Source organism: Rhodanobacter caeni (genome assembly GCF_039523575.1).
Lineage (GTDB): Bacteria > Pseudomonadota > Gammaproteobacteria > Xanthomonadales > Rhodanobacteraceae > Rhodanobacter > Rhodanobacter caeni.
In genome coordinates this window covers 542,082-567,676 of the sequence record NZ_BAAAFO010000001.1, presented here as the reverse complement: position 1 = coordinate 567,676, position 25,595 = coordinate 542,082, and the positions used below count along the sequence as shown (strand labels likewise).

Here is a 25,595-nt window from a genome sequence, read left to right as displayed (position 1 = left end):
CGCACCCACGCCATGACCGACACCTTCCTGATCCGCCCGATCCAGCCGGCCGACGACGCGGCCATGGCCGCGATCATCCGCGCCGTGATGCCCGAGTTCGGCGCCGACGGCCCCGGCTTCGCCATCAACGATGCCGAGGTGGACACGATGTACGCCTCGTACGCGCAGCCGCGCAGCAGCTATTTCGTGGTCGAGCGCGACGGCGCGGTGGTGGGCGGCGGTGGCGTCGCGCCGTTGCAGAACGCCGAGCCGGATGTCTGCGAGCTGCGCAAGATGTACTTCCTGCCCGCCGCGCGCGGCATCGGCGCCGGCAGCGCGATGATCCAGCGCTGTCTCGATACGGCCCGCGCGCACGGCTTCAGGCGCTGCTACCTGGAAACGCTGACCGGCATGGACGCGGCGCAGGCCTTGTACAAGCGCACCGGCTTCACGCCGTTGTGCGGGCCGATGGGCGGCACCGGCCACTTCAGCTGCGACCGCTTTTTCATTCGCGACCTGTGAGCCGGATCTTGACCCTGCCCATCCGCACGGCGCGCGTGGAAGATGCCGCCGCCATCCACGCCATCTACGCGCCGTCGATCACCCACGGCGTGGCCACCTTCGAAACGGAACTGCCCGGCGTGGAGGCGATGGCAGGACGCATCCGCAGCAAGCTGCAGCATTACCCCTGGCTGGTCTGGGAAGCGGATGGCGAAGTGCTGGCCTATGCCTACGCCAGCCGCTTCCGCGAACGCGCCGCCTACGACTGGATCGCCGAAACCTCGATCTACGTGCGCGACGACGCGCAGCGCCGCGGGATCGCGCGGCGCCTGTACGGCACGCTGCTGGACGTGATGCGCGAGCAGGGCATCACCCAGGCGGTGGGCGTGATCACCCTGCCCGGCACGGTGAGCGTGGCGATGCACGAAGCGATGGGTTTCAGCCCCGCCGGCGTGTGGCGCCAGAGCGGCTACAAGCTGGGCCAATGGTGGGACGTGGGCGTGTGGCAGAAGGAACTGCAGCCGGCGGCGAACCCGCCCCCGCCGGTCACGCCATATCCCCAGCTTGCGCCCGCATTGTTGCGGACATGGCTGGATCACGGCGACGACGCGCTCGGTTAAGATGGCGGGCCCTTCCCCACCGGGACAGTCCATGCAACTCCATCAGGTCAAGGCAATCATCACCGGCGGCGCTTCCGGGCTCGGCCTGGCGGTGGCGCGGCAGCTGGTCGCCAACGGCGGCAAGGTGACGCTGTTCGACGTCAACGACGCCAACGGCCAGGCCGCGGCCAGCGAGCTGGGCGACGCCGCGCGCTTCCTGCGCACCGACGTCACCTCCGAAGACGGCGTGGCCACCAACGCGGCAGCGGCGCACCACGCGATGGGCGGGCTGAACCTGGTGATGAACTGCGCCGGCATCCTGGGCGCGGGTCGCGTGCTGGGCAAGCAGGGCGCGATGCCGCTGGCCAGTTTCTCCGCCACCGTGATGGTGAACCTGGTCGGCAGCTTCAACGTGGCCAAGGCCGGCGCCGCGCTGATGCAGCACAACGAGCCGGGCGAGGACGGCGAACGCGGCGTGATCATCAACACCGCCAGCGTCGCGGCCTACGAAGGCCAGATCGGCCAGGCCGCCTACTCCGCCTCCAAGGGCGGCGTGGTGGGCATGACCTTGCCGATGGCGCGCGAACTGGCCCGCTTCGGCATCCGCGTGGCCACCATCGCGCCAGGCATCTTCTGGACACCGATGGTCGACGGCATGTCGGACGAGGTACAGGCCTCGCTGAGCGCCTCGATCCCGTTCCCCGCGCGCCTGGGCCAACCGGAGGAATTCGCCAGCACCGTCGCCTTCATCCTTGGCAATCGCTACATCAACGGCGAGACGATCCGGCTGGACGGTGCGGTGCGGTTGCAACCCAAGTAGCGAGGAGTGAGTGGAGAGGAGTGAGGAGTGAGAGAAAGCTCGCCTCATGCCGCTTCACCACACGCCTCTGCTCTTCTCTCACTCCTCACTTCTCTTAACTCACTTCTGACCTATGAAAGCTTCCGACGTCAAGAAAGGCAACGTGGTCGAGCACGAAGGTGCCGTCTATCAGATCCGCGACATCGAGCGCAGCGCGCCCACCGCGCGCGGCGGCAATGTCACCTTCCGCTTCACCATGTATTCCATCCCCGGCGGCCGCAAATACGACTTGAGCCTGCGCGCCGACGACGATCTGCGCGAGATGGACCTGGTGCGCCGCGCGGCGACCTTCTCGTACATGGACGATGGCGCGTTCGTGTTCATGGATGCGGAGGATTACACCCAGTACCCGCTCTCGCCCGAGCTGGTCGGCGACAATGCCGGCTACATCGTGGAGGACCTGGAGGGCTACTACGTGCAATTGATCGACGACGCGCCGGTGGGCCTGCAGGTACCCAGCAGCGTGATGCTCACCGTGGTCGACACCGCACCGGAAATGAAGGGCTCCAGCGCCACCAAGCGCACCAAGCCGGCCAAGCTCGCCACCGGCATCGAAGTGCAGGTGCCCGAATACATCAGCAACAACGAAAAGATCTGGGTAAACACCCTAACCGGCGAATTCGGGGGTCGAGCCTGATCGGGAATGCCCAAAGGCATTCCCGATCAGGCGAGGGCGAGGCAGGAGCCGAGCGGCAGCGCTCCATGGACGGCTACCTGCCTCAGCCCATCAACGCGCTTGCGAACGTCCAGTGGACGTTCGCGCGTCAGGCTCGGACGAGGCAGGAAGCCGAGCGGCAGCGCTCCATGGACGGCTGCCTGCCTCAGTCCACTTCGCATGGAACAGGTAGCACTTCGAGCCTCAGTACCTCCAAGAACCTCGTCATTCCAGCGAAAGCTGGAATCCAGAGCCTCTTTTTCAGAGGCCGGAGGTCACTGGATTCCAGCTTTCGCTGGAATGACGGATCTGATGAGGTTGTTCGCCCCCGCATTGCGCGCATCATGCGAAAACAGGACGAAAAACCGGGCGCGACACCCCACTCCGGTTCGCACCCCGCAACACCCAAAGCCTCACGTCCCCTGCGCTACTCTCGCCACGTGTAAACCCGAACCGTAGCGCCGAGGAAAACCATGCCCAGCAGCGCCTACTCGCTACGCGCCCACGCGATCGAGAGTCTGGTCCGCGTCAAGCGGCCCGACGTGCCGTGGCGGGTGGTCGTGCGCAATACCGCGGCGGTGGCGCTGCCGCTGGCGATCGGCCTGGGGACCGGTCATCCGCAGGTCGGCCTGGGCGTGGCGGCGGGTGCGCTCAACACGATGTTCTCCGATCAGCCGGGTCCTTACCGCCAGCGCACGCGTCAGTTGCTGCTGGCGTCGCTGGTGGCCGGCATCGCCTCGTTGCTGGGCTTCCTGATCGGCGGGCATCTGCTGCCGATCCTGCTGGCCACGGCGGCGTTCGGTTTTTTTGGCGGGCTGCTGGTGGTGTTCGGCACCGATACCGCCCGCGTCGGCATGACCAGCATGATCCTGCTGGTGATCACGGCGGCCACGCCGTTGCCGCTGGTGCAGGCGGCAAGCGCCTCGGCCCTGATCGTCTGCGGCGGCCTGTTGCTCACCCTGTTTTCGCTGGCTGCCTGGCCGCTGCAACGCTACTGGCCCGAGCGCCAGGTGCTGGCCACCGTGTACGCAGGCTTGGCCACGCTGGCCACGCAGCCCTCGCAGGACAACGCCGATGCGCCCGCACTGACCGACGCGATGACTACCCTGCAGCAGACCCTGCTGGGCCGGCACCGCGCGCACGGCCGCGCGATGGAGGCGTTCGGCGTGCTGCTGGAGCTGGCCGAACGGATGCGGCTGGAATTCATCGCCATGAGCGAGCTGGACGCGGACAACGACGCCTGTCGGAAATTTCGCGAACAGGCGGCCGAGGTGCTGTCAGGCATCGCCACCGCGCTGGACGAAGGCGCCACCCCCACCCAGGCCGCGCGTTCGCTGCAATGGCTGCAAGCGCGTGAAACCGAGATCGACGGCAGCTCGCTCAGCGCCGGCATGAACCGCCACGTGCACGCGCTGACCGGCCAGCTGTCCGCGGCGGTGCGCAACGCCGACTGGGCCGGCAGCCGCGGCGAATGGCGCGCGCGTGCGGCGGAAACGCAATTGCCCAAGGCGCTGCGCAGCAGCTCCGGCCTCGCCACGCTGCGCGCCAACCTCACCGTGCAGTCGGTGGCTTTCCGCCATGCCCTGCGCACGGCCGTCTGCCTTTCGGCGGCGCTGTGGATCTCGCGCCTGCTCGACCTGCCGCACGGCTACTGGTTGCCGATGACGGCGGCGATCGTGCTGCGCCCGGATTTCGCCGCCACCTTCAACTTCGGCCTGCTGCGCATGCTGGGAACGGTGGCCGGCCTGGTGGTCACCACCGTATTGCTGCACGTCACGCCCGACCAGCCATGGGCGCATCTGCTGTTGCTGGCCGTGTTGTGCATGACGTTCCGCTACCTGGCCAGCGCCCATTACGGCATCGCGGTGGCGGCGTTGACCGGCACGGTGGTGATCCTGCTGTCGTTCGAGGGCGTCAATTCCGGCGTGGCGGTGGCCGATCGCGTGATCAACACCACGCTGGGTTGCGGCATGGCCCTGCTCGCCTACGTGGCCTGGCCGACGTGGGAGCGCGGTCGCGCCCGCGCCGCGCTGGCGCGGATGCTGGAGGGCTACGCCGATTACCTGGCCGCGCTGGCGCAACCCTCGCAGCGCACGGCCCATCGCGAAACCCGCACCGCGGCGCGCACCCGCCGCAGCAATGCGCAGGCCTCCATCGAACGCATGCGCGCGGAACCTGCCACGCCGCCCGAGCTTCTGAACATGGCGCGCGCCCTGTTCGCCAACGGCAACCGGCTGGCCCGCACGTCGATGGCGCTGGAGGCGCTGATCGATGACAACAACGCCCTGCCCGAGCAAGTGGAAACGGGTGTGTTCATCGAGCTGGTGGCGAACACGCTGCGCGCGATCGCCGATGCCCTGCGCGAACAACGCATGCCGATCGACCTGCCCGACCTGCGCGCGTTGCAACAGACGCTGGTGGTGCTGCTGCTGATGTCCGAGAACCGCGCCGGCGCCGACCTGCTGACCCGTATCAGCGATCGCCTGGTCGACAACGTGAACACACTGGCCCACGTGGTGCAGCAGGGCGTCACCACCTCCGATGGCCGGCGCTTGCATTCCCGTCCGGGCAAACCCACCCAGGCGACCTGAATCCGCGGCTGCCGGCAGGCGCGATGCGGCGCCGCTACCGCTCCAGTTCGCGCTGCAGCCAGGCACGCGCCAGGCGCCATTCGCGCTGCACCGTGCTGGCGGAGATATCCAGCGCCGCGGCGATCTGCTCGGCGGTCATGCCCATGAAAAAACGCATGGCCACGATGTTTGCCTGACGCGGGTCCAGCGCAGCCAGCAGATCGAGGCATTCGGCCAACGCGGCGTAATCGACGTGGTCGGAAAGCTCGGCGGTGATCTCCAGCAAGGGCAGGCGACCGGCTTCCTGCGGCCGCTTGCTGGCCTTGCGGCGCCGCGCCGAATCGATCAGCACTTCGCGCATGGCGCGTGCCGCCACCCCCAGCAGGTGGTGCCGATTGGCCCATTGCGGCGGCTCCGCGCCGCCGAAAACCTTGAGGTAGGCCTCATTCACCAGGGCCGTGGCGCTGAGCGTGCGCTCCATCTGCTCGCGGTGAAGCTGGGCCTTGGCGATGCCGTGCAGCGCCGCATACATATGGCGCAGCGCCTCGTTCAACGCCTGCGGATTTCCCGACTGCGCCGAATGCAGCAAGCGTGTGACTTCAGCTTGATCGGTCATGGAACTCCACCCTCGCGCATGACGGCGGCCGGGCCGGGCCCCCGCGCCGAACGCCGCATGCAGACGCACATCGTAACTGGAAAGCCGCCGGACGTCCGGATAGGGATCACGTTTCGCCGCCGCCCACCCTCGTTTCGCGGCCACGGCGCGCCGGGCGATTGTGCGACCGCGGCACGACAGCGTCGCGGCCCGGTTCTACACTTCGCGGATGCTGAAGATCGACAGCCATGCGCACATTCTTCCCCGTGACTGGCCGAATCTGGCGGCCAAGTACGGCAACGACCGTTTCCCGGTGATGACCCACTCCGACGGGCGCCACCGCATCTACAAGGGCGGCCGGTTTTTCCGCGAGGTGTGGGATTCGGCGTTCGATCCGCAGCAGCGCATCGACGACTACGCCCGCTTCGGCGTGGACGTGCAGGTGATCTCGACCGTGCCGGTGCTGTTCTCGTACTGGGCGCCGGGCTACCAGGCGCTGGAGCTGCACCACCATCTCAACGACCACGCCGCCAGCCTGTGCCGCGACCATCCGCGCCACTACGCGGCGCTGGGCACCGTGCCGCTGCAGGCGCCCGAGCTGGCCATCGCCGAACTGGAACGGTGCATCGACGAACTGGGACTGCAGGGCGTACAGATCGGTTCCCACTGCGGCGAGTGGAACCTGGACGCGCCGGAGCTGTTTCCGTTCTTCGAGGCCGCCGCCGATCTGGGCGCGGCCGTGATGGTGCACCCGTGGGACATGATGGGCACCGCCACGATGCCCAAGTACTGGCTGCCCTGGCTGGTCGGCATGCCGGCCGAGCAATCGCGCGCCGCCTGCTGCCTGGCCTTCGGCGGCGTGCTGGAGCGCTTGCCGAAACTGCGGGTGATGCTGGCCCATGGCGGCGGCAGTTTTCCCTACACCATCGGCCGCATCGAGCACGGCTTTCGCATGCGCCCGGACCTGGTGGCCACCGACAACCCGCGCAACCCGCGCGATTACCTCAAGCGCTTCTATTTCGACTCCTGCGTGCATGACGAACAGGCGCTGCGATATCTGCTGGATGTGACGGGCGCCCGGCAGGTGATGCTCGGCACCGATTATCCTTTCCCGCTGGGCGAGCAGCAGCCCGGCAGCGGCATCGAGGCACTGGCACCGGACGACACGGATCGTGCGCGCCTGTTCCACGGTACCGCGCTGGAATGGCTGGGCCTGCCCAGACACCGTTTCGCCCCTGACGCCCCACCATCGGAGCAAGCATGACCTTCCCGCGTACCCTCCTTATCGCCAGCGCGCTGCTGCTGGCCGCCGGCGTGCACGCCGCCGACGTGAGCATGGCCAATGGCCAGGTCCACTTCACCACGCCCGATGGCTGGCTGGACATCATGGAAACCGAGGGCGACCCCGAGGCACGCGTGTTCCAGGTGCCCGACCCCTCGCCCACCGCCCACAGCAGCCTGGCCCGCGTCACCGTGACGGTAAAGCAGGCCGCCGACATCCGCGCCTTCCAGCAGTACGTCGGCGAAGCGACCGCCAAGGCAGCGGCCCTGCCCGGCTACAACGTCATCAGCCATGGTGAGGCGAACAACACCTACACGTATACGGCGCAGGAGGCCGGGTCGCAGTTCAACTACAGCGAGCGCTACTGGCTCAAGGGCAACCACGCGATCCAGCTGCGTTGCGTGCGGCCGCAGCAGAGCCAGGCCGGGGTCAGCTGGGCCGCCGCGTTCGACAAGGGCTGCGATGCGATCGCCGCGCAGCTGAAGTAACCGCGAGGGCCATTCATGCACGACTACCAAGCCAGCGCCGCCTGGGCGCAGGCACGCGACGCCGCCGATCCACTGCGGCACTTTCGTGACGAGTTTCTGATCCCTCCGCACGAGGACGGCAGCGGCCGCGCGGTCGACTCGGTCTATTTCTGCGGCAACTCGCTGGGCCTGCAACCGCGCGCCGTGCGCGAGGCGGTCAACGCGGAGCTCGACTACTGGGGCCAGTTGGGCGTGGAAGGCCATTTCAAGGGCCGCCTGCCGTGGATGGATTACCACGAATTCCTGCGCGACGACCTGGCGGCCATCGTCGGCGCGCAGCCGAACGAAGTGGTGGCGATGAACACGCTGGGCGTGAACCTGCACCTGATGATGGTCAGCTTCTACCGCCCCACGAGCGCACGCTCCGCCATCCTGATCGAGGCCGGCGCGTTCCCCACCGACCGTTATGCGGTGGAATCGCAGATCCGCTTCCACGGCTTCGATCCGGCACGCGACCTGATCGAGATCGAACCGGACGAACCCAACGGCACGCTGTCGCTGGCGGCGATCGAGCAGGCCCTGGCCGAACACGGCGCGCGCACGGCGCTGGTGCTGCTGCCCGGCGTGCAATACCGCAACGGCCAGGCCTTCGACCTGGCGGCCATCTCCGCGCTGGCGCACCGGCACGGTTGCAACGTGGGCTTCGACCTGGCCCACGCCGTGGGCAACCTGCCGCTGCAGCTGCATGACAGCGGCGCCGATTTCGCGATCTGGTGCAGCTACAAGTTTCTCAACGGCGGACCGGGCGCGGTCGGCGGCGCCTTCGTGCACGCGCGCCACGCCGACGCCGTGCTGCCGCGCTTCGCCGGCTGGTGGGGCCACGACAAGGCCACGCGATTCCAGATGGGGCCGCAGTTCGTCCCCACCCCCGGCGCGGACGGCTGGCAGCTCTCCAACCCGCCCATCCTGGCGCTGGCGCCGTTGCGCGTATCGCTGGAAATCTTCCGCAACGCCGGCATGGCTGCGTTGCGCGACAAATCGGTGCAGCTCACTGGCTACCTTGAATGGCTGGTGCACGAACAGCTGGCCGACGTGCTGCAAGTGGTGACCCCCGCCGATCCCGAACGCCGCGGCGCGCAGCTGTCCATCCGCGTGCTCGCGGGCCGCGACCACGGCCGATCGCTGTTCGACCACCTGATGAAGCACGGCATCATCGGCGACTGGCGCGAGCCCGACGTGATCCGCATCTCCCCCGTGCCGCTGTACAACCGCTTTGCCGATTGCCTGGCGTTTGCGCAGGCGGTGCAGGCGTGGTGCCGCACCGGCTGATTCACGCGCTTCGCCGGCGCCTCCGGTCGCCAGTCCACCACTGCCTGAACAGGGGAAAACATGAGCGAACGCCTCGCCGCGACCGCAAGTTTCTTCGTGAGCCTTGTGCTTTCGACTGCGTGTATTGGCGAGGAGGCGGCCAAGCTGCTGATCACCAATCCCGTCTATACGAAACCGCAGCAGCTGGTGGACGTGGGGCACGGCCGCCGCATGAACCTGTACTGCCTCGGCTCTGGTTCACCAACGGTGATCCTGGACGCCGGCATGGGTGACTCCACGATCTCATGGGCGTTGGTGCAACCGGCTATCGCCACCCGAACGCGTGCCTGCTCCTACGACCGGGCGGGCCTGGGTTTCAGCGACGGCTCGAGCCGCCCAGGCACGGCGAGCAACAACGCCGACGACCTGCATGCCCTGCTGAAGGCCGCGCACATCGCGCCGCCGTACGTGCTGGTAGGCCACTCGGCCGCGGGCATGTACATCCGCGTGTATGCCGACCGCTATCCCGGTGAGGTGGTCGGCATGGTGTCGGTCGAGGGTTCGCACGAAGACCAGTGGACGCGCGGGTGGGCCATCGGCGCGCCAGGACAACAGGCCAGGTGGGACAAGTTCCTGAAGGAATACGGCAGCTGCGTGGACGAGGCGAGACATGGCCTCATTGCAGGCACGCCGGCCTACAAGAAATGCGTCGGCGACCCCGACCCACGCTTCAGTCCGGCCATCAACGAAGCACAGGCCCGGTACGCATCGACCGTACGCTGGCAAGCCGCCATCGCCTCCGAGCGCCAGGCCGTGGCGTATGCCAGCGCCGACCAGACAAGGGCCACGCGCAAGCACTACGGCGACATGCCGATCATCGTGCTGACCCACTCCCCCTATACGAAGGCGCCGGATGAGACCCAGCAGGAGCGCAACCAGCGCACGCTGCTGTGGGAATCGCTGCATCTCGAGGTCGCCGCCATGTCATCCCGTGGCGTGAACGAGATCGTGCCCAACGCGGGGCATTACATCCAGTACGACCAGCCACAGGTCGTGATCGATGCGGTGAACCAGGCCGTAGCCATCGCGCGGGATCAGGCCGCGCAGCAACGAGGCAATGGATCGGCCCACACCGGGGCGCGCACCGACTGATCACCGCCTGCGCCGATTTCATCGCACGTTGAACCGTCGCCAGCCAACCTAGGGCTTTCGGCAACGACGGAGCCGCCATGAAAAACGACGCACCGCGCAACAGCGACCTGCACAAGCTGGCCGAGCTTATCGACGACATCGAAGTGGCGATGCTGACCACCCGCGCCGCGGATGGGTCGATGGTGAGCCGCCCACTGCAGACCCTGAAGCTGGACGCCAATGGCGAGTTGATCTTCTTCACTGGCGCCAACAGCCACAAGGTGGCCGAACTCACCGACGACCACGGCGTCAATCTCGCCTACGCGCACCCGGGCGAACACCGCTACGTATCGGTGCGTGGCCGTGCCCGCATGGACCGGGATGCGGACACCATCGACGAACTGTGGTCACCCGCGCAGAAGGCGTTTTTCCCCGACGGCAAGGACGACCCCAACCTGATGGTGCTGCGCGTGCAGGTGCGCGACGCCAGCTATTGGGAGGCGGGCAATTTCATCGAGCGCGCGCTCGATTTCGCCCGCGCAATGCTCGACGACACACCGAGCGATATCGGCGAGCAGGGGCATCTGGAAGGCTGAGCCGGCACGCCCGCGCCCGTGCGCGATGCTTTTGCTTTTGCGAATCCCGAATCCCGAATCCCGAATCCCGAATCCCGGCAAGAGCATCGCGCACAGGGTGCACTCCTGCACACGCATTCGTCTTTACGCGCGGCTTTGCGGATGCCGCACCTGGCCTTCGCCGCGTACCACGAAACGTTCGATGGTCAGCGACTCGGCGCCCATCGGGCCGTAGGCGTGCAGGCGCGTGGTGGAAATGCCAATCTCCGCCCCCAGCCCCAGCTCGCCGCCGTCGGAGAAGCGCGAGGAGGCGTTGACCATCACCACCGCGCTGCGCAGTGCGTGCACGAACGCCTCGGCCGTGGCCGGGGCGGCGGTGGCGATGACTTCGGTGTGGTCGGACCCGTAGCGGCGGATGTGGGCGATGGCGTCGTCCACGTCGTCCACCACGCGTACGGCGAGGATCAGGTCCAGGAATTCCGCCGCATAGTCGTCCTCGCTGGCCACGGCCATGTCGGGCACCACGGCGCGGCTGCGCTCGTCGCCGCGCAGCTCGACGCCGCGCTGGCGCAGCGCCGCCGCGGCCGTCGGCAGGAAACTGGCGGCGACGTCACGATGCACCAGCAGCGTCTCCAGCGCGTTGCACACGCCGGGCCGCGAGGTCTTGCCGTCGATCAGCAGATCCAGCGCCAGCGCCAGGTCGGCCGCCTTGTCCACGTAGAGGTGGCAGACGCCCTTGTAGTGCTTGATCACCGGCACCCGCGCATGTTCGGTGACGAAACGGATCAGGCCTTCGCCACCGCGCGGGATGGCCAGGTCGATGATGTCGGCCAGCTGCAGCAGTTCGACCATCGTCTCGCGGCGCAGGTCCTCGACCAGGGTGACGGCCGCCGCGGGGATGCCGTGCTTCCGCAGTGCCTCGTGCAGCGCGGCGGCGATGGCGGTGTTGGAATGCAGCGCCTCGGAGCCGCCGCGCAGGATCACCGCATTGCCGGCCTTCAGGCACAGCGCGGCGGCGTCGGCGGTGACGTTGGGGCGTGCTTCGTAGATCATCGTCACCACGCCCAGCGGGATGCGCACGCGCTCGATCGCCAGCCCGTTCGGCAACTGGTCGCGCCGCGTCACCTGCCCCACCGGATCGGGCAAGTCCGCCACCTCGCGCACGGCACGCGCGATCGCCGCGACGCGCGCGCCATCCAGCCGCAGACGGTCGAGCATCGCGCCCTGCACGCCCTTGGCCGCCGCCTGCGCCATGTCCTTCTCGTTGGCCGCCAGGATGGCGGCGGTGCGATCGTCGATCGCCTGCGCCATGTCCAGCAGCAGCTGTCGCCGGGCGGCGTTGTCCAGCGCGGCGATGGCGGTGGCCGCGTCGCGGCAGGCGAGGGCCTGGGTACGGATGTCGCTCATGCGTATTCTCCTGTCGGCAAACCGGTCTCGCGCAGCGTGGCCAGGTCGTCGCGGTGGACGACGTTTTCGCCATAGCTGTAACCGAGCCGCTCGCTTATGTCACGGGTGTGGGTTCCGGCGATGCGGTTGATCTCCGCCGCGCCATATTGGGCGATGCCGCGGGCGATGACGTGCAGCGTGCCGTCGCCGCCATCACTGACGATCCTGACCATGTCGCCGCGCTGGAACAGCCCTTGCGCATCGATGATGCCCTTGGGCAACAGGGAGGCACCCTCGTGGGTGATCGCGTGCGCGGCACCGGCGTCGACGTGGATGTGGCCGGGCACTGCCGGCATGTGGCGCAACCAGTACTTGCGCGCGTGCAGCCGGGTGGCACTGGTGCGCAGCAGAGTGCCGCGCAACTGGTCGCGCGCCAGGAGGCTCACCACCTCGCTGTCGCGGCCGTTGAACAGCACGGTGGGGATGCCCGCCGTGGCGGCCTTCTCCGCCGCCTCCAGCTTGGTGCGCATGCCGCCGGTGCCCACCGACGAGCCGGCGCAGCCCGCCATCGCCATGATCTCGGCCGTGAGCTCGTGCACTTCGTTGATCGGCTCGGCATCGAGGTGCGTGCGCGGATCGGCGGTGTACAGGCCATCGATGTCGGTGGCGATCAGCAGCATGTCGGCGTCGACCAGGGCGGCCACGATGGCCGCCAGATTGTCGTTGTCGCCCAGGGTGAGTTCGTCGATGGCCACGGTGTCGTTCTCGTTCACCACCGGCATGATCTTGTAGTTGAGCAGTTCGCTCAGCGTGGCGCGCGCGTTGAGGTAGCGGCGCCGGTCGCGCAAATCGTCATGGGTCAGCAGCACCTGCGCTAGCGGGTGGTCGAACAGGCGTTGCCACAACGCCACGGTCTGCGTCTGGCCCAGCGCCGCCATCGCCTGGCGGGCGGCGTTGCTGGTGTCTTCGTGGGAATGGTCGCGCAGCATCAGGCGGCCGGCGGCAACGGCGCCCGACGACACCAGCACGATCTCGCGACCGTTGGCGTGGCAGGCGGAAATGAATTGGGCCAGGCCCAGGGCGTAGCGCGTACTGAGTCCGCCGGTGTCGGCGGCGAGCAGGCTGCTGCCCACTTTCAATACGGCGCGCCGCCATGGCGGCAGGGTCTGTGGTGTGAATGGTCGTGTCTGGGTCATCGTCCTCTACAAGTGGCTACGGGAAATCGAACGGCGGCTCCCAAGGGCCGCGGAGCCTTTCGGCTAACGCTGCGCCAGCGCATCACTGGCGGCATCGGTCAGGGTGGCCAGGTCGTCGCGGTGCACCACCTCGTCGCCATAGCTGTAGCCGAGCACGCTTTCGATGTCGCGGCTGTGCCGGCCGGCCAGGCGTCGCACCTCGGCGGCCGAGTACTGGCTCAAGCCGCGTGCCACCAATCGGCCACCGACGTCGAGAATTTCGACCAGGTCGCCACGGTGGAACTCGCCGTCGGCGCCGGTCATCCCGCCGGGCAGCAGCGAAGCGTGGCCGCCGGTCAGCGCGCGCGCCGCCCCCGCGTCGATCCGGATGCTGCCGGGTGCGGCCGGGGCATGGCGCAACCAGTGCTTGCGCGCGTGCATGCGCGTGTTTGCCGCGGCCACAAGGGTACCGTGCAACACGTTTCGCTGCAGCGCCTCGACCGTGGCGGCGTCACGACCGCTGAACAATGCGGTGGGAATGCCGGCCGTGGCCGCGCGAGCGGCGGCCTGCAACTTGGTGCGCATGCCGCCGGTACCCACCGTGGAACCGCTGCCGCCGGCCATCGCCATGATCTGTGGTGTCAGCGCCTCGACGCGGGCGAACGGCGTGGCGGTGGGGTCGCGGCGGGGATCGGCGCTGTACAGCGCATCGACGTCGGACGCGATCAGCAGCAAATCGGCATCGACCAGGGTCGCCACGATAGCGGCCAGGTTGTCGTTGTCGCCCAGCTTCAACTCGTCCACCGACACGGTGTCGTTCTCGTTGACCACCGGCAGCACGCCAAGCGCCAGCAGCTCGCGCAACGTGGCGCGCGCGTTGAGATAGCGGCGGCGATTGCGCACGTCGTCGTGGGTCAGCAATACCTGGGCCACCGACTGCGACGCCAGCGACTGCCACAACGCGATCATCGGCGCCTGGCCCAGCGCCGCCAGCGCCTGCCGCGCCGCGATGTCAGGGCCCGCGCCCGACTTCGCCTGCAACATGGCACGCCCGGCCGCTACGGCACCGGAGGACACCAGCACCACCTCGCGACCGTCGCGATGGCTGGCTGCGATGAAATCCGCCAGCGCGGCTGCGTAGCGCGGCGTGAGACCACCGCCATCGGCTGCCAACAGGTTGCTGCCGACTTTCAGCACGGCGCGTTTCCACGCCGGCAGCGGCTGGGCGGGCAAGACGCGGTTTGCCGCCTTCATCGCACGCGTCCCGACAGCACGGCCGAGGCGGTGCAGACGAACATGCCGGCAACGGAATGGACGTCTGGACGTCCGCATGGACGTACACCGGCGCGATGCAATGCCTTTGCCGAATGGACTGTGGACATCTCCCCTTCCCTCTTCATGCCGGTCGTATTCAGCCGCTTATTGCGTCCAGGCGCTGCTGCACCTGGTCGAGCTTCAGGTCATGGCCCGCACCGGGCGAGACGCGCGCCTCCAGGCTGGACTCCGGCGTGCGCCCTGCGCCGGCCGCGCTGGCCGCTTCGGCGGCGGCGCGATAGGCGTCACGGAACGGCACGCCGGCCGCGGCCTGCTCGATCGCCACGTCGGTGGCGTACATCGACGGCTCGATTGCCGCGCGCATGGCCGGCTCGTTCCACTGCAACCGCGCCAGCAGGTCGGGCACCAGCTCCAGCGCGGCCAAGCCGTGCGTCACGCCATGGAACAGCGAGCCCTTGGAAAACTGCAGGTCGCGCTGGTAACCCGAGGGCAGCGACAGCAATTGCTCGATCTCGCAACGCGCCGCGGCCACGCTGGCATAGCTGGCGCGCAGCAGTTCGACCACGTCCGGGTTGCGCTTGTTCGGCATGATCGAACTGCCGGTGGTGTACTCGGCAGGCAGTTTCACGAAGTTGAATTCGGCGGTGGTGAACAGCGACAGGTCCCACGCCATGCGGCGCAGGTCCAGCAGCGCGCTGGCGATTGCCTCCAGCACCGCCATCTCGAATTTTCCGCGCGACAGCTGCGCGTAGACCGGCGACACCTGCATGCGGGCGAAGCCCAGCGCCTGCGTCGTGTGCACGCGGTCGAGCGGCAGGTTGACGCCATAGCCGGCAGCGGTACCCAACGGGTTGGCGTCGATCAACACGGCGGTCTGCTGCGCGCGCAGCGCGTTGTCGGTAAAGCCCTCGGCAAAGCCGGCGAACCACATCGCGGTGGACGACACCACGGCGCGCTGCAGATGCGTATAGCCGGGCAGCGGCAGCGGCGCTTGGGCCGCGCGATCCAGGCAGACCTGGGCGATGTCGCGGCACAGCGCTTGCAGCGTGGCCAGTTTTTCCTTCAGCCACAACCGCGTGGCCACCAGTATCTGGTCGTTGCGGCTGCGTCCGGTGTGCACCCGGCGGCCGGCATCGCCGAGCCGTTCGGTCAGCCGCGCCTCGATGGCGGAATGGCCGTCTTCATGACGTTCGTCCAGCACGAACGCGCCGCTGCGGAAATCCCCGGCCAGCGCATCCAGCTCGCGCTTCAGCGCCGCCGCCTCGTCCGCGCCGACCACGCCGATGTTCGCCAGGCCTTCCACGTGCGCCTTGCTGGCGGTGATGTCGTGCAGGAAAAACTCCCGATCCAGCAACACGTCGTCGCCGGCCAGGAACTGCATGATCTTCGCATCGATCTTGATGCCGTCTTTTTGCCAGAGGGGCTGGGTCATCGTGGGAAATCCTGTAGGAGCGCACCTTGTGCGCGATGGCTTTGACGAGGCCTTGTGGAAGAGCTTTCGCGCACAGGGTGCGCTCCTACACCGGTATGGCGGTGTACTCGTCCACGCCGATGGCGCGATTGATGTTCTGCATGGCCTGGGTGGCGGCGCCTTTGAGCAGGTTGTCCAGCGTGGCCACCACCACCACCCGCTTGCCGTCGGCCGAGACGGCAAAGCCGCCCACCTCGGCGCGGTGGCTGTGGGCGATGCGGCTCACCCATGGCGCCTCGTCGGTCACGTCCACCAGCTTTTCGCCGTCGTAAGCGGCATGGAAGCGCGCCAGCACGTCCTCGCGTTTCATCTGGCGCGACAGGTACAGGTTGGTGGTGACGGTGAGCCCGCGGAAATGCGGCGCCACGTGCGGCATGAACTCCACCGGCAGGCCGAGATGGCGGCTGGCCTCCTTCTCGTGCATGTGGCCCGTCAGGGCATACGGCATCAGGTTGTCGTGCAGCTTTTCCGGATCGTTCTTGTCCGACGGCGTGGTGCCCGCGCCGGAATAACCCGATACGCCAAAGCACACCGGCGGCGCGGCCAGGAGATCCTTCAGCGGCGTCACCGAAAGCTCGATCGCGGTGGCGTAGCAACCGGGGTTGCTGATGCGCTTTTCGCCACGCCAGCGGCCGCGGGTCAGTTCGGGCAGGCCGTAATACCAATGGTCGTCGAAGCGGTAATCCGCCGACAGGTCGAGCACCAGCGTGTCGGGCCGGCTGGCCTCGATCGCCGCCACGTACGGCGCCGCCTTGCCATTGGGCAAGGCCAGGATCACCACGTCGGCCTTCTGCGCCGCCACCGCGTCGGCGTCGAGGCTGGCGTAGCGCAGCTCGCCGGCAAAGCCCTCGACGTGGTCGGCCACGCGCTCGCCATCGAGTTCGCGCGAGGAGACGAAGGACAATTCCAGCACGGGATGCGCCGCGATCAGGCGGATCAGCTCCACGCCGGTATGCCCGCGTGCGCCCACGATGCCGATGGTCTTCTTTTCCTTGGTCATGATGCGTGATCCAGCAGGGTCGGCTGCCGCGTGGCGCAATGGGCCACGCAGCGAGCGATGTCATCGAAATTGTCCAGGCCGTACCAGAACACCTTCCAGCGCTCCTGCTTGAGGCTGCCGTCGGACTCGGCGTAGTAGAACGGATTGATCGCGTTGCCGTGGCGCGAGCGCCAGAACAGCCGCGGATGCGCCTCGCGCATCACCTGCCACACCGCCCGGCCCAGGCCTTCGCCCTGCGCGTCGTCCAGCACCGCGAACTTGTCCAGGTACGGCACGCCGCCTTCCTCGGTGAGGATCATCGCGGCGCGGTAGTTCTCGCTGACGTAGACGCAGCGCGGCTTGGTGCGCTCGAAATAATCGGGCACCAGCGTGCGGCCGAAGCTGGATTCGATCAGCGCGCGCAGGCGATCCAGGTCGATGCCCTGCCACGAGTCGAACTTCAACACGCGCTCGCCACGACGCACCAAGGTGCCCGAGCCCTTGTGCGTGAACAGCTCCTTGGCCAGCTCGGCCGGCCGCGTGATCGACACCGACGAGGTCAGCGGCAGGTCGGACAGCAGGTCGGCGATCTGCTCGATCTTCAGGCGCATGCCGCCGTTGATCCACGGCTGCGCCATCAGGTGCTCGTACTCGGTGCTGAGGTTGATCGAGTCGATCACCTTGCCCTTCTCGTCCAGCAGGCCGCCGGTGCCGGTGAGAAACACGATCTTGTACGGCTGCAGCACGCGCACCAGCTCGTTGGCGGCGAAGTCGGCATTGATGTTGAGGATCTGCCCGCTCGGCGTTTCGCCCAGGCTGGCGATCACCGGGATGGAGCCGGCGCGCAGGCTGGCATCGATCGGCGCCAGGTTGATGCTGTCCACCTTGCCGACCAGGCCGTATACGGATTGATCCAGGTAGCTGGACGCGAACACGCCCGACGGCACCGAGGTGGCGCGCGCATCCATGCTCTGCAGCGCTTCCACCAGGCGCAGGTTCTGTGCCTGGAACACCTTGCGCACGATCGCCAGCGCTTCGGGCGAGGTCACCCGCAGGCCGTTCACGGTTTCCTTCACGATGCCGGCGGCGGACAGCTCCTCGTCCAGTTGCGGGCCGGCGCCGTGCAGCACGATGGGCGTCAAGCCGACTTGTTGCAGGAAGGTCAGCGACGAGGTCAACGCGGACAGGTCGTCGCGCAACACGGCACCGCCGACTTTCACCACGGCAAAGCGCTTGGCATCCAGCTGCGAGAAGCGTTTCAGGTATTGCTGGATTTCCTTCGCGCTGCCCATGCTCGACAGCAGGCGCACGATGGTCTGGCGGGTACTCTTGTTATGCATTTCCACGATCGACGATCCGGTAGATGGTTTGTGCGTACTGCTGCAACTGGTCCAGCGCCACCCATTCGTCGGCGCTGTGCGCCTGGGCGATGTCGCCGGGGCCGTAGACGAAGGCGGTGTAGCCAGCGGCGGAAAACAGCGCCGCTTCGGTCCAGAAGTCCACCGCGTTGCCCACCGGGATACCCAGCTCGTCGGCCAGGTCGCGCGCACGCAGACGGCGCTCCTCGGCGCGCGCGGTGTCGCCCGCCGGCAGCGAGGGGCCGCGGAAGGTTTCCTCGAAATGCGCGGGCGCGGGTTGCGCCAGGGCGCGGAAGCGCTCCAGCAGGTCGTCGGGGTTCATCGTGGGCAGCGGGCGCATGCCGAAGCGCAGCTCGGCACTGGGCGCGATCATGTTGGCCTTGATGCCGCCTTCGATACGACCGATGTTGAAGCGCAACCCGGTGAGGCCGCCGAAACGCTCATGCGATTGCGCCTCCACGAAATCCAGCGCCGCATCGCCCCAGCGCACCGCCTGGTGCAGCGCGCTGTCGCTGGCCTTCTGCTCGCCCGAGGCGTGCCCGGCATGGCCGGCAAAGCGCATCAGCACCGACTGGATGCCGCGATGCGCCAGCACCGCCTCGCCCCTGGTGGGCTCGGCAATGATCACCGCCTGATAGCTCCCCTCTTCCTTTGGGAGAGGGGGAAAATCGCGGAGAAACCCGGCAATGCAGCGCGGATCGTTGGCTTCCTCGTCGGTGGAAAACAGCAGCGCCATGTCGCCATCGCTGGCATTCGCCGCCGCCAGCAGCGCCGCCGCGGCGCCCTTGATGTCGCAGGCGCCGAGGCCGATGGCCCGGTCCGACGTGATACGCAAGGCGTGCGGATCGGCAGTCCACGCCGGCGAATCGGGCACCGTATCCAGATGCACGTTGAAGAGGTACTTCGGCTTGCCACGCACGGCGTGCAGGCTCACCGCGCCGGCGCCGAAATCGGTCACCGTCACCTCGAAGCCCGGCAACTGCGCGCGCAGGTAATCGAAGATGCCGCCGGTGTCGATCGCCCGCGGCGGGTTGCGCGTGTCGAAACCCACCAGCGCCTCCAGGTGCGCCAGCGTCGCCTCGAGCAGCTTCTCGCTATTCCCCATTCCCTATTCCCCGTTCCCGCCCCGATTGACCTCGGCCCACAGCGTCGAGCTCATGCCGAACAGCTTGATGAAGCCTTCCGCCTCCGCCACGCCCCAATCGGCCGACTGCGCGTAGGTGGCGCCCTTGGCGTTGAGGATGTGCTTCGATTCGACGGCCACCGCGCTGACCAGGCCGCCATGCGTCTCCAGCGTCACTTCGCCGTTGACGGTGGACTGGCTGGACGCCAGGAACGCCTCCAGGTCGGCCTTGATCGGATCGTGGAAGAAACCCTCGTACACCACCTCCACCCACTTGCGCGCCACGTCGGGCTTGAAGCGGTTCTGCTGCTTGCTGAGCACGGCCTCTTCCAGCGCGCGGTGTGCGGTCAGCAGCGAAATCAGGCCGGGGGCTTCGTAGATGATGCGGCCCTTCAGGCCGATGGTGGTGTCGCCGGTATAGAGGCCGCGACCCACGCCATAGGGCGCGAACAGGCCGTTCAATTTTGCCAGCAGCTTGTGGCCGGCGATCTTCTCGCCGTCCAGCGACACGGCTTCGCCACGCTCGAAGCCGATCTTCACCCGGAGCGGTTTGGACGGCCATTCGGCACGCGGCTTGCACCAGCCCACCGCACCCTCGCCCGGCGCCTGCCACTTGTCGATCTCGCCGCCGGACATGGTCAGGCCGAGCAGGTTTTCGTTGATGGTGTAGGCCTGCTGCTTGGCGCGCACGCCGAACCCGCGCTCTTCCAGGAAGGCCTGCTCGTAGGCACGCGTCTGCGTGTGTTCCTTCTGGATCTCGCGGATCGGCGCCACGATCTGGTAGTCGCCCAGCGATTTCACCGCCAGGTCGAAGCGCACCTGGTCGTTGCCCATACCGGTGCAGCCATGCGCGATGGCGCGCGTACCCAGCTCGGCGGCGCGCTTGAGCGCGGCCTCCACGATCAGGTAGCGGTCGGAGACCAGCAACGGATACTGGCCCTGGTAGCCCTCGCCGGCCCACACGAACGGCTTCACGAAGCCGCTCCAGATCGCGGGGCCACCGTCAATGGTGACGTGGCTGGCCACGCCCAGTTCCTTAGCGCGGTTCTCGATGAAGGCCCGCTCCTCGGCATCCACGCCGCCGGTGTCGGCAAACACGGTATGCACGGCCCAGCCGCGCTCCTTGAGGTAAGGCACGCAGAAGCTGGTGTCGAGGCCACCGGAGAAGGCGAGGACGATGTCTTTGCTCATGGCTTGCGGAATCCTGATCGGGAAGATGTCAGTCGGAAGAAACGACGATGCGCGCTTCGCAACGCACCGGGAAATTCACGGAATTGGCGATGAAACAGGCGTGGTGGGCGGTCTCGTGGGCTGCTTCGGCCTTGGCCGGGTCGCTGGCCGCGCTGATCGTGACGGTGGGACGCAAGACCACCTCGACGAAACGGCCGCCATCCCTTTCCATGGCCATGGTGCCCTCGGCCGCATCGACATAGCCGGTCACCACCACACCCGCCACCGTCGCCATGTGCAGGTACGAAAGCATGTGACAGGTCGACAGGGCGGTGACCAGCATGTCCTCGGGGTTGTGCCTGGCGGCGTCGCCGCGGAAGCTCGGGTCGGACGATCCGGCCAGCGGCGGCTTGCCCTCGATGCGGATGACGTGGTCACGGCTGTAGTTGCGGTAACCGTCCGTGCCGCTGCCCAGGTTGCCGGTCCATTCCACGTCGACGCGGTAGTGATGCTGATGGTTCACAGTGCGGACTCCTCGCGTTGGCTCATCAGGGCGGCCAGTTCCATGTCGCCATCACCGTCGCGCTGGCGCAGGCCGGTGATCACTCCTTCGCGGTTGCGCGCGGGATGGTTCTGGCTGAGCTTGAACTTGCCTTCGATGCGTTCGACCGCGACTTCGATGCCGACGATCGCGCCCAGCAATTTCCCGACGTGATCCTCGGGTGCATCGCTGATTTTCCAGGGCCGGGGCTGGCCGGATTCATGGTGATCGGTGAGCGCTTCCAGCTGGCCGCGAATCCACGCCGCGTCGTCGATCACGCGCAGGTGGCCATGCACGTGCACCACGGTGTAGTTCCAGGTCGGCACTTCCCGCCCGGTCTCGTGCTTGCTGGGGTACCAGTTCGGGCTGATGTAGCCCTGCGGGCCCTGGAACACCACAAGCACCTGGGCACCATCCATCGCCGCCAACTCGTTGCCGCGGGCCACGTGCGCCTGCAGCGCGTCGCCATGCCACTCGAACGGCAGATGGTTCGCCGCCAGCCCGCCCTGCGCCTGCACGATCACGGTGGCGAACGGATAGACGCGAACCAGGTCGCGCAGCACCTCGCGGCGTGTTTCGCGAAATGACGTGGGCGCGTACATGGGCAGCGGCTCAGCCCTGGCCGAGCAGCGAGGCCATGACCGCCTTCTGCACATGCAGGCGGTTCTCGGCTTCGTCGATGGCGATGCATGCCGGCGAATCCATCACTGCATCGGTCGCCTTGACGTTCCGCCGCAACGGCAGGCAGTGACTGAACAGGCCGTGGTTGGTCAGCGCCATCTTCGCTTCGTCGACGATGAAGTGCTTGTTGGCCTCGCGGATGGGCTTTTCCTGCTCCCAGCGACCGAAATACGGCAACGCACCCCAGCTCTTGGCGTAGACCACGTCGGCACCGCTGTAGGCCTCCTCGATGTCGTGGCTGACCTTCAGCGAGCCGCCGTTCTCCTCCGCGTTCAGACGTCCATACGCCATGTAGCGCTCGTCCAGCACGTAGTCCGGCGTGGGGCACAGCAGCGTGACATCCATGCCCATCTTGGTGGCGATCAGCAGCGCGGAATTCGCCACCGCGGTGTTCAGCGGCTTGGGATGGTAGGTCCAGGTCAATACGTACTTCTTGTTCTGCAGGCTGCCCAGGTGTTCCTTCAGCGCCAGCGCATGGGCCAGCTCCTGGCAGGGGTGGGTGATCGTTTCCATGTTGATCACCGGCACCGTCGCGTATTGCGCGAACGCCTTGATCACGGTGTCCTGGCGATCCACCGCCCAGTCCTGGAATTTGGGAAACGCGCGCACGGCGATCAGGTCGACGTAGCGCGACAGCACGCGCGCCACCTCGGCGATGTGCTCCTCGGTGTCACCGTCCATCACGCTGCCGACCTCGAACTCGATCGGCCATGCATCCTTGCCCGGCTGCAGCACCACGGCATGCCCGCCCAACTGGAACGCGCCCAGCTCAAAGCTGGTACGCGTGCGCATCGAGGGGTTGAAGAACAGCAGCGCAATCGATTTGCCGGCCATGTGACGGCCGCCGGGCGAGCGCTTGAATTCGGCCGCCTGGACCAGCAGGGCGTCGATCTCGGCGCGGCTGTAGTCCTGGGTGGTCAGGAAATGTCGAGGTGCCATGGGGCGATACCTTGAGTGAGAGTCAGCCAATGGATACGTGTGAAACCAATCCCCGGAACGCAAAAGCCCGGCGCGAGGGCCGGGCTTTTTTGTCTATCCGCATCGTCAACGTGCGCGACTGCCTACCCGGCCGAAAGTCGGTACCGCGGTCGGCGCGCGCGCGACGTCATGCCGGCGGCCATGCGGGCGCTGGTGAGGACGTTGGCGGTATAGACGGCTATGGACATGCGCGGAAATCGGGTGATCAACGTTGAACGCGAACGTGCATGATGGCGGGAATTTCGCTGCCTTGCAACAAAAACCTGACCCACTGCCCCGCCGCACCAACGAATGCGCCGCCCGAAGGCGGCGCGTTCCGATGAAGCTGGCCCGATCAATCGGCCGGCTGCACGTTCACCCTGACCCGCAACCGTTCGCCCGGATCGTAGTTCAGCCGCGACACGTAGACCTCGCCGCGATACTTGTACTCGACGTCGTAGCCGACGATGCGGCGCTGCTCGCTGACCGTGCTGACCTGCCGGCACCGTGTCTGCGTGGTTTCGTACGTGCCGCCATGGTTGGACGCCCGGTTGCCCACCGCACCACCCGCCACCGCGCCGGCGACGGTCGCAGCGCGACGACCGTCGCCCTTGCCCACGGTGTTGCCCAGCACACCACCGACGACAGCGCCCAGGATGGTGCCCGCGGTGCTGTTGCCCCGATCCTGATGCACGACCTGCTGGTCGTAGCACTCCTGCCGCGGCACTTCGGTCTGGGTGATGGCCGAGACCGGATCGACGCGCAGCACGTCGGCCCAACCGTAGTGCGTGTTGTCGTCGCCATTGGCGTAGCGCCCGTCCTGAGCCTGGACGCCCGTCGCCGCCAGGGCCAGCAACAGCGTGGGGAACAGCAGCTTGGTCATTGCGAACTCCGATCTGAGGCACGGCAGGGGTTGCGGTTGCCCGATCATTGCAACAAATTCACGCTGAATACACGCTTAGAATCAGCAGGTTCCGCCCGCCGCGCTTACACCTTGTTAAGATGCCGGGCTGCCAAAACGCCAGCTCGCCTGCTCTCCATCGCGGATGCTCCGACCCATGCCGATTTCGCTCTACAACGGCCTCACCCGCCGGCTCGAACCCTTTGTTCCGCTCGACCCGCAACGGGTGACCATGTATGTCTGCGGCCCCACCGTCTACAACTTCGTGCATATCGGCAATGCGCGTCCGCCGGTGGTGTTCGACGTATTGGCGCGGCTGTTGCGGCGGCATTACCCACAGGTGGTGTACGCCCGCAACATCACCGACGTCGACGACAAGATCAATGCCGCCGCGCAACAGCAAGGCGTGCCGATCACCGCCATCACCGACCGTTTCGCGCAGGCCTTCCGCGACGACATGGCCGGCCTGGGCGTGGCCCCGCCCGACATCGAACCGCACGCCACCGCGCACATCGGCGAGATCGTGGCGATGATCGAGCAGTTGCTCGCCAACGGGCACGCCTACGCGGCGGAAGGGCACGTGCTGTTCGACGTGGACAGTTATCCTGACTACGGCGCGCTGTCGGGCCGCGATACCGAAGAGCTGATCGCCGGCGCGCGGGTGGACGTGGCGCCCTACAAGAAAAGCCCCGGCGATTTCGTGCTGTGGAAACCCTCCACCCCCGACCTGCCCGGCTGGGACAGCCCCTGGGGCCGCGGCCGCCCCGGCTGGCATATCGAGTGCTCCGCGATGAGCGCCGCGCACCTGGGCGAAACCATCGACATCCACGCGGGTGGCATCGACCTGCAGTTTCCGCATCACGAAAACGAGATTGCCCAATCCACCTGCGCGCATGGCGGCAAGACATTCGCCCGCTACTGGCTGCACAACGGCATGCTCACGTTCGGCGGTCGCAAGATGTCCAAGTCGCTGGGCAACGTGCTGCTGGTGCATGAACTGCTGCAGCAGCATCCGGCCGAAGCGCTGCGCCTGATGTTGCTGCGCGGCCATTATCGCCAGCCACTGGACTGGTCCGATGACGCCATCCGGCAGGCGGTGAACACGCTCGACGGCTGGTACCGCGTACTGCGCGACCTGGCCGGCATCGAGCTTCCCCCCGGTGCGCTGCCGGTTCCGCCCGCCGTCGAGGCCGCATTGTGCGACGACCTCAATACTCCCCAGGCACTGGCCGAGCTTTCGCAACTGGCCGATGCCGCGCGACAGGCCGGCACGGCCGCTGCAAAGGCCGAGCTGCTCGGCGGCGGTGCCCTGCTTGGCCTGCTGCAGCAGGCGCCCGACGCATGGTTCCAGCGCGGCGGCGACGCGATCGACGCGGCACGCATCGAAGACCTGCTGCAGCAGCGCCGCGATGCCCGCGCCGCGCGCGATTTCGCCCGCGCCGACGCCATTCGCGACGAGCTGGACGCGTTGGGCATCGTGATCGAGGACAGCGCCCAGGGCACGCGCTGGAGCGTGAAGTGAGCGCCGCGGACGCATCGGCGCACCGGCCACGTCACCTCGTTCCCACCCGATGCGCGATAATGGGTCGATGAACATGCACACCAGCGCCGACGAGGCGCAGCAGGAAATCGCCGAGGAATTCGCCTACTTCGGCGATTGGACCGAGCGCTACCAGTACCTGATCGACCTCGGCAAGCAGTTGCCGCCGTTTCCCGAAGACCACAAGACCGAGGCCTACCGCGTGCTCGGCTGCCAGTCGATGGTCTGGCTGGTGCCCAGCGGTGACGCCGGGCGCATGCACTTCGAGGCGACCAGCGATTCGGCGATCGTCTCGGGTCTGATCGCCCTGGTGCTGCGCGTGTATTCCGACCGCCCGGCGCGGGAGATCGTGGATACCGAACCCACCTTCATCGGCACCATCGGCCTGGCCAAGCATCTTTCGCCCACCCGCTCGAACGGGCTGGCATCGATGCTGGCGAAATTGAAAGGCTACGCCGCACAGGCGCTGGCCTGACCGCGCAGCACTTTATGCCGGTGGCGTGATGGCGAACAAAAA

General features: G+C 67.3%; 25 protein-coding genes. 12 read left to right on the top strand and 13 right to left on the bottom strand.

Annotated features, from left to right (window positions below; all coding sequences use genetic code 11):
* Positions 1 to 12 precede the first annotated feature (12 nt).
* The 5 genes from ABD017_RS02720 (at position 13) to ABD017_RS02700 (ending at position 5,184) form a co-directional block, all read left to right on the top strand.
* A complete protein-coding gene (locus tag ABD017_RS02720; RefSeq protein WP_343879866.1) occupies positions 13 to 501 on the top strand; it encodes a GNAT family N-acetyltransferase in 489 nt (162 codons plus the stop codon).
* Positions 502 to 509: 8 nt separating this feature from the next.
* Positions 510 to 1,100 (top strand): GNAT family N-acetyltransferase, encoded by a 591-nt coding sequence (locus tag ABD017_RS02715; protein WP_343879864.1) that lies wholly within the window; start codon positions 510 to 512, stop codon positions 1,098 to 1,100.
* A gap of 31 nt (positions 1,101 to 1,131) precedes the next feature.
* Complete coding sequence (locus tag ABD017_RS02710; RefSeq protein ID WP_343879862.1) at positions 1,132 to 1,899, top strand: SDR family NAD(P)-dependent oxidoreductase; 768 nt, start codon at positions 1,132 to 1,134, stop codon at positions 1,897 to 1,899.
* A gap of 112 nt (positions 1,900 to 2,011) precedes the next feature.
* A complete protein-coding gene (gene efpL / locus ABD017_RS02705; protein ID WP_343879860.1) occupies positions 2,012 to 2,575 on the top strand; it encodes an elongation factor P-like protein EfpL in 564 nt (187 codons plus the stop codon).
* Positions 2,576 to 3,066: 491 nt separating this feature from the next.
* Positions 3,067 to 5,184, top strand: a complete 2,118-nt coding sequence (locus ABD017_RS02700; RefSeq protein WP_343879858.1) for an FUSC family protein — start codon at positions 3,067 to 3,069, stop codon at positions 5,182 to 5,184.
* Between the two features lie 34 nt (positions 5,185 to 5,218).
* Here the strand turns inward: ABD017_RS02700 and ABD017_RS02695 are convergent, their stop codons facing one another.
* Positions 5,219 to 5,779 (bottom strand): ECF-type sigma factor, encoded by a 561-nt coding sequence (locus ABD017_RS02695; RefSeq protein ID WP_343879857.1) that lies wholly within the window; start codon positions 5,777 to 5,779, stop codon positions 5,219 to 5,221.
* A gap of 208 nt (positions 5,780 to 5,987) precedes the next feature.
* Here ABD017_RS02695 and ABD017_RS02690 point away from each other — a divergent pair, with 208 nt between their 5' ends.
* The 5 genes from ABD017_RS02690 (at position 5,988) to ABD017_RS02670 (ending at position 10,542) form a co-directional block, all read left to right on the top strand.
* Entirely contained in the window at positions 5,988 to 7,022 is a 1,035-nt protein-coding gene (locus ABD017_RS02690; RefSeq protein ID WP_343879855.1) for an amidohydrolase family protein, read from the top strand.
* Positions 7,019 to 7,528 (top strand): hypothetical protein, encoded by a 510-nt coding sequence (locus ABD017_RS02685; RefSeq protein ID WP_343879853.1) that lies wholly within the window; start codon positions 7,019 to 7,021, stop codon positions 7,526 to 7,528. The genes ABD017_RS02690 and ABD017_RS02685 overlap by 4 nt, the downstream gene beginning before the upstream one ends.
* A gap of 15 nt (positions 7,529 to 7,543) precedes the next feature.
* A complete protein-coding gene (kynU, locus tag ABD017_RS02680; RefSeq protein ID WP_343879851.1) occupies positions 7,544 to 8,836 on the top strand; it encodes a kynureninase in 1,293 nt (430 codons plus the stop codon).
* Between the two features lie 60 nt (positions 8,837 to 8,896).
* Positions 8,897 to 9,967: an alpha/beta hydrolase gene (locus ABD017_RS02675; RefSeq protein WP_343879849.1), complete on the top strand. Its 1,071-nt coding sequence runs from the start codon at positions 8,897 to 8,899 to the stop codon at positions 9,965 to 9,967.
* 77 nt (positions 9,968 to 10,044) lie between these two features.
* Positions 10,045 to 10,542: a pyridoxamine 5'-phosphate oxidase family protein gene (locus ABD017_RS02670; protein ID WP_343879847.1), complete on the top strand. Its 498-nt coding sequence runs from the start codon at positions 10,045 to 10,047 to the stop codon at positions 10,540 to 10,542.
* Between the two features lie 123 nt (positions 10,543 to 10,665).
* Here the strand turns inward: ABD017_RS02670 and ABD017_RS02665 are convergent, their stop codons facing one another.
* The 12 genes from ABD017_RS02665 to ABD017_RS02610 all read right to left on the bottom strand — a co-directional run bounded on the left by ABD017_RS02665 (position 10,666) and on the right by ABD017_RS02610 (position 23,520).
* Positions 10,666 to 11,928: a glutamate-5-semialdehyde dehydrogenase gene (locus tag ABD017_RS02665; RefSeq protein ID WP_343879845.1), complete on the bottom strand. Its 1,263-nt coding sequence runs from the start codon at positions 11,926 to 11,928 to the stop codon at positions 10,666 to 10,668.
* Positions 11,925 to 13,103, bottom strand: a complete 1,179-nt coding sequence (proB, locus tag ABD017_RS02660; protein WP_343879843.1) for a glutamate 5-kinase — start codon at positions 13,101 to 13,103, stop codon at positions 11,925 to 11,927. The genes ABD017_RS02665 and proB (ABD017_RS02660) overlap by 4 nt, the downstream gene beginning before the upstream one ends.
* 63 nt (positions 13,104 to 13,166) lie before the next feature.
* Positions 13,167 to 14,336, bottom strand: a complete 1,170-nt coding sequence (proB, locus tag ABD017_RS02655; RefSeq protein ID WP_343879841.1) for a glutamate 5-kinase — start codon at positions 14,334 to 14,336, stop codon at positions 13,167 to 13,169.
* A 157-nt stretch (positions 14,337 to 14,493) separates the two neighbouring features.
* Positions 14,494 to 15,789: an argininosuccinate lyase gene (argH, locus tag ABD017_RS02650; RefSeq protein WP_343879839.1), complete on the bottom strand. Its 1,296-nt coding sequence runs from the start codon at positions 15,787 to 15,789 to the stop codon at positions 14,494 to 14,496.
* 85 nt (positions 15,790 to 15,874) lie between these two features.
* The gene (argC, locus tag ABD017_RS02645) at positions 15,875 to 16,828 is read right to left on the bottom strand and encodes an N-acetyl-gamma-glutamyl-phosphate reductase (protein ID WP_343879837.1); all 954 of its coding nucleotides are present in this window, start codon (positions 16,826 to 16,828) and stop codon (positions 15,875 to 15,877) included.
* Complete coding sequence (locus tag ABD017_RS02640; RefSeq protein ID WP_343879835.1) at positions 16,825 to 18,147, bottom strand: acetylglutamate kinase; 1,323 nt, start codon at positions 18,145 to 18,147, stop codon at positions 16,825 to 16,827. The genes argC and ABD017_RS02640 overlap by 4 nt, the downstream gene beginning before the upstream one ends.
* On the bottom strand, positions 18,140 to 19,270 hold the full coding sequence (locus tag ABD017_RS02635) for an acetylornithine deacetylase (RefSeq protein ID WP_343879833.1): 1,131 nt from the start codon (positions 19,268 to 19,270) through the stop codon (positions 18,140 to 18,142). The genes ABD017_RS02640 and ABD017_RS02635 overlap by 8 nt, the downstream gene beginning before the upstream one ends.
* Before the next feature lie 3 nt (positions 19,271 to 19,273).
* Positions 19,274 to 20,479, bottom strand: coding sequence for an argininosuccinate synthase (locus tag ABD017_RS02630; protein ID WP_343879831.1), 1,206 nt, complete (start codon positions 20,477 to 20,479; stop codon positions 19,274 to 19,276).
* Between the two features lie 28 nt (positions 20,480 to 20,507).
* Positions 20,508 to 20,981, bottom strand: coding sequence for an OsmC family protein (locus ABD017_RS02625; protein WP_343879829.1), 474 nt, complete (start codon positions 20,979 to 20,981; stop codon positions 20,508 to 20,510).
* Positions 20,978 to 21,601: an FMN-binding negative transcriptional regulator gene (locus ABD017_RS02620; RefSeq protein WP_343879827.1), complete on the bottom strand. Its 624-nt coding sequence runs from the start codon at positions 21,599 to 21,601 to the stop codon at positions 20,978 to 20,980. Before ABD017_RS02620 ends, ABD017_RS02625 begins: the two co-directional genes overlap by 4 nt.
* A gap of 10 nt (positions 21,602 to 21,611) precedes the next feature.
* Complete coding sequence (locus ABD017_RS02615) at positions 21,612 to 22,619, bottom strand: N-acetylornithine carbamoyltransferase (protein ID WP_343879825.1); 1,008 nt, start codon at positions 22,617 to 22,619, stop codon at positions 21,612 to 21,614.
* A gap of 373 nt (positions 22,620 to 22,992) precedes the next feature.
* Positions 22,993 to 23,520 (bottom strand): glycine zipper 2TM domain-containing protein, encoded by a 528-nt coding sequence (locus ABD017_RS02610; RefSeq protein ID WP_343879823.1) that lies wholly within the window; start codon positions 23,518 to 23,520, stop codon positions 22,993 to 22,995.
* Between the two features lie 175 nt (positions 23,521 to 23,695).
* Here ABD017_RS02610 and cysS point away from each other — a divergent pair, with 175 nt between their 5' ends.
* Positions 23,696 to 25,060, top strand: coding sequence for a cysteine--tRNA ligase (gene cysS, locus ABD017_RS02605; RefSeq protein ID WP_343879821.1), 1,365 nt, complete (start codon positions 23,696 to 23,698; stop codon positions 25,058 to 25,060).
* Between the two features lie 67 nt (positions 25,061 to 25,127).
* Positions 25,128 to 25,553, top strand: a complete 426-nt coding sequence (locus ABD017_RS02600) for a SufE family protein (RefSeq protein ID WP_343879819.1) — start codon at positions 25,128 to 25,130, stop codon at positions 25,551 to 25,553.
* Positions 25,554 to 25,595: the final 42 nt, after the last annotated feature.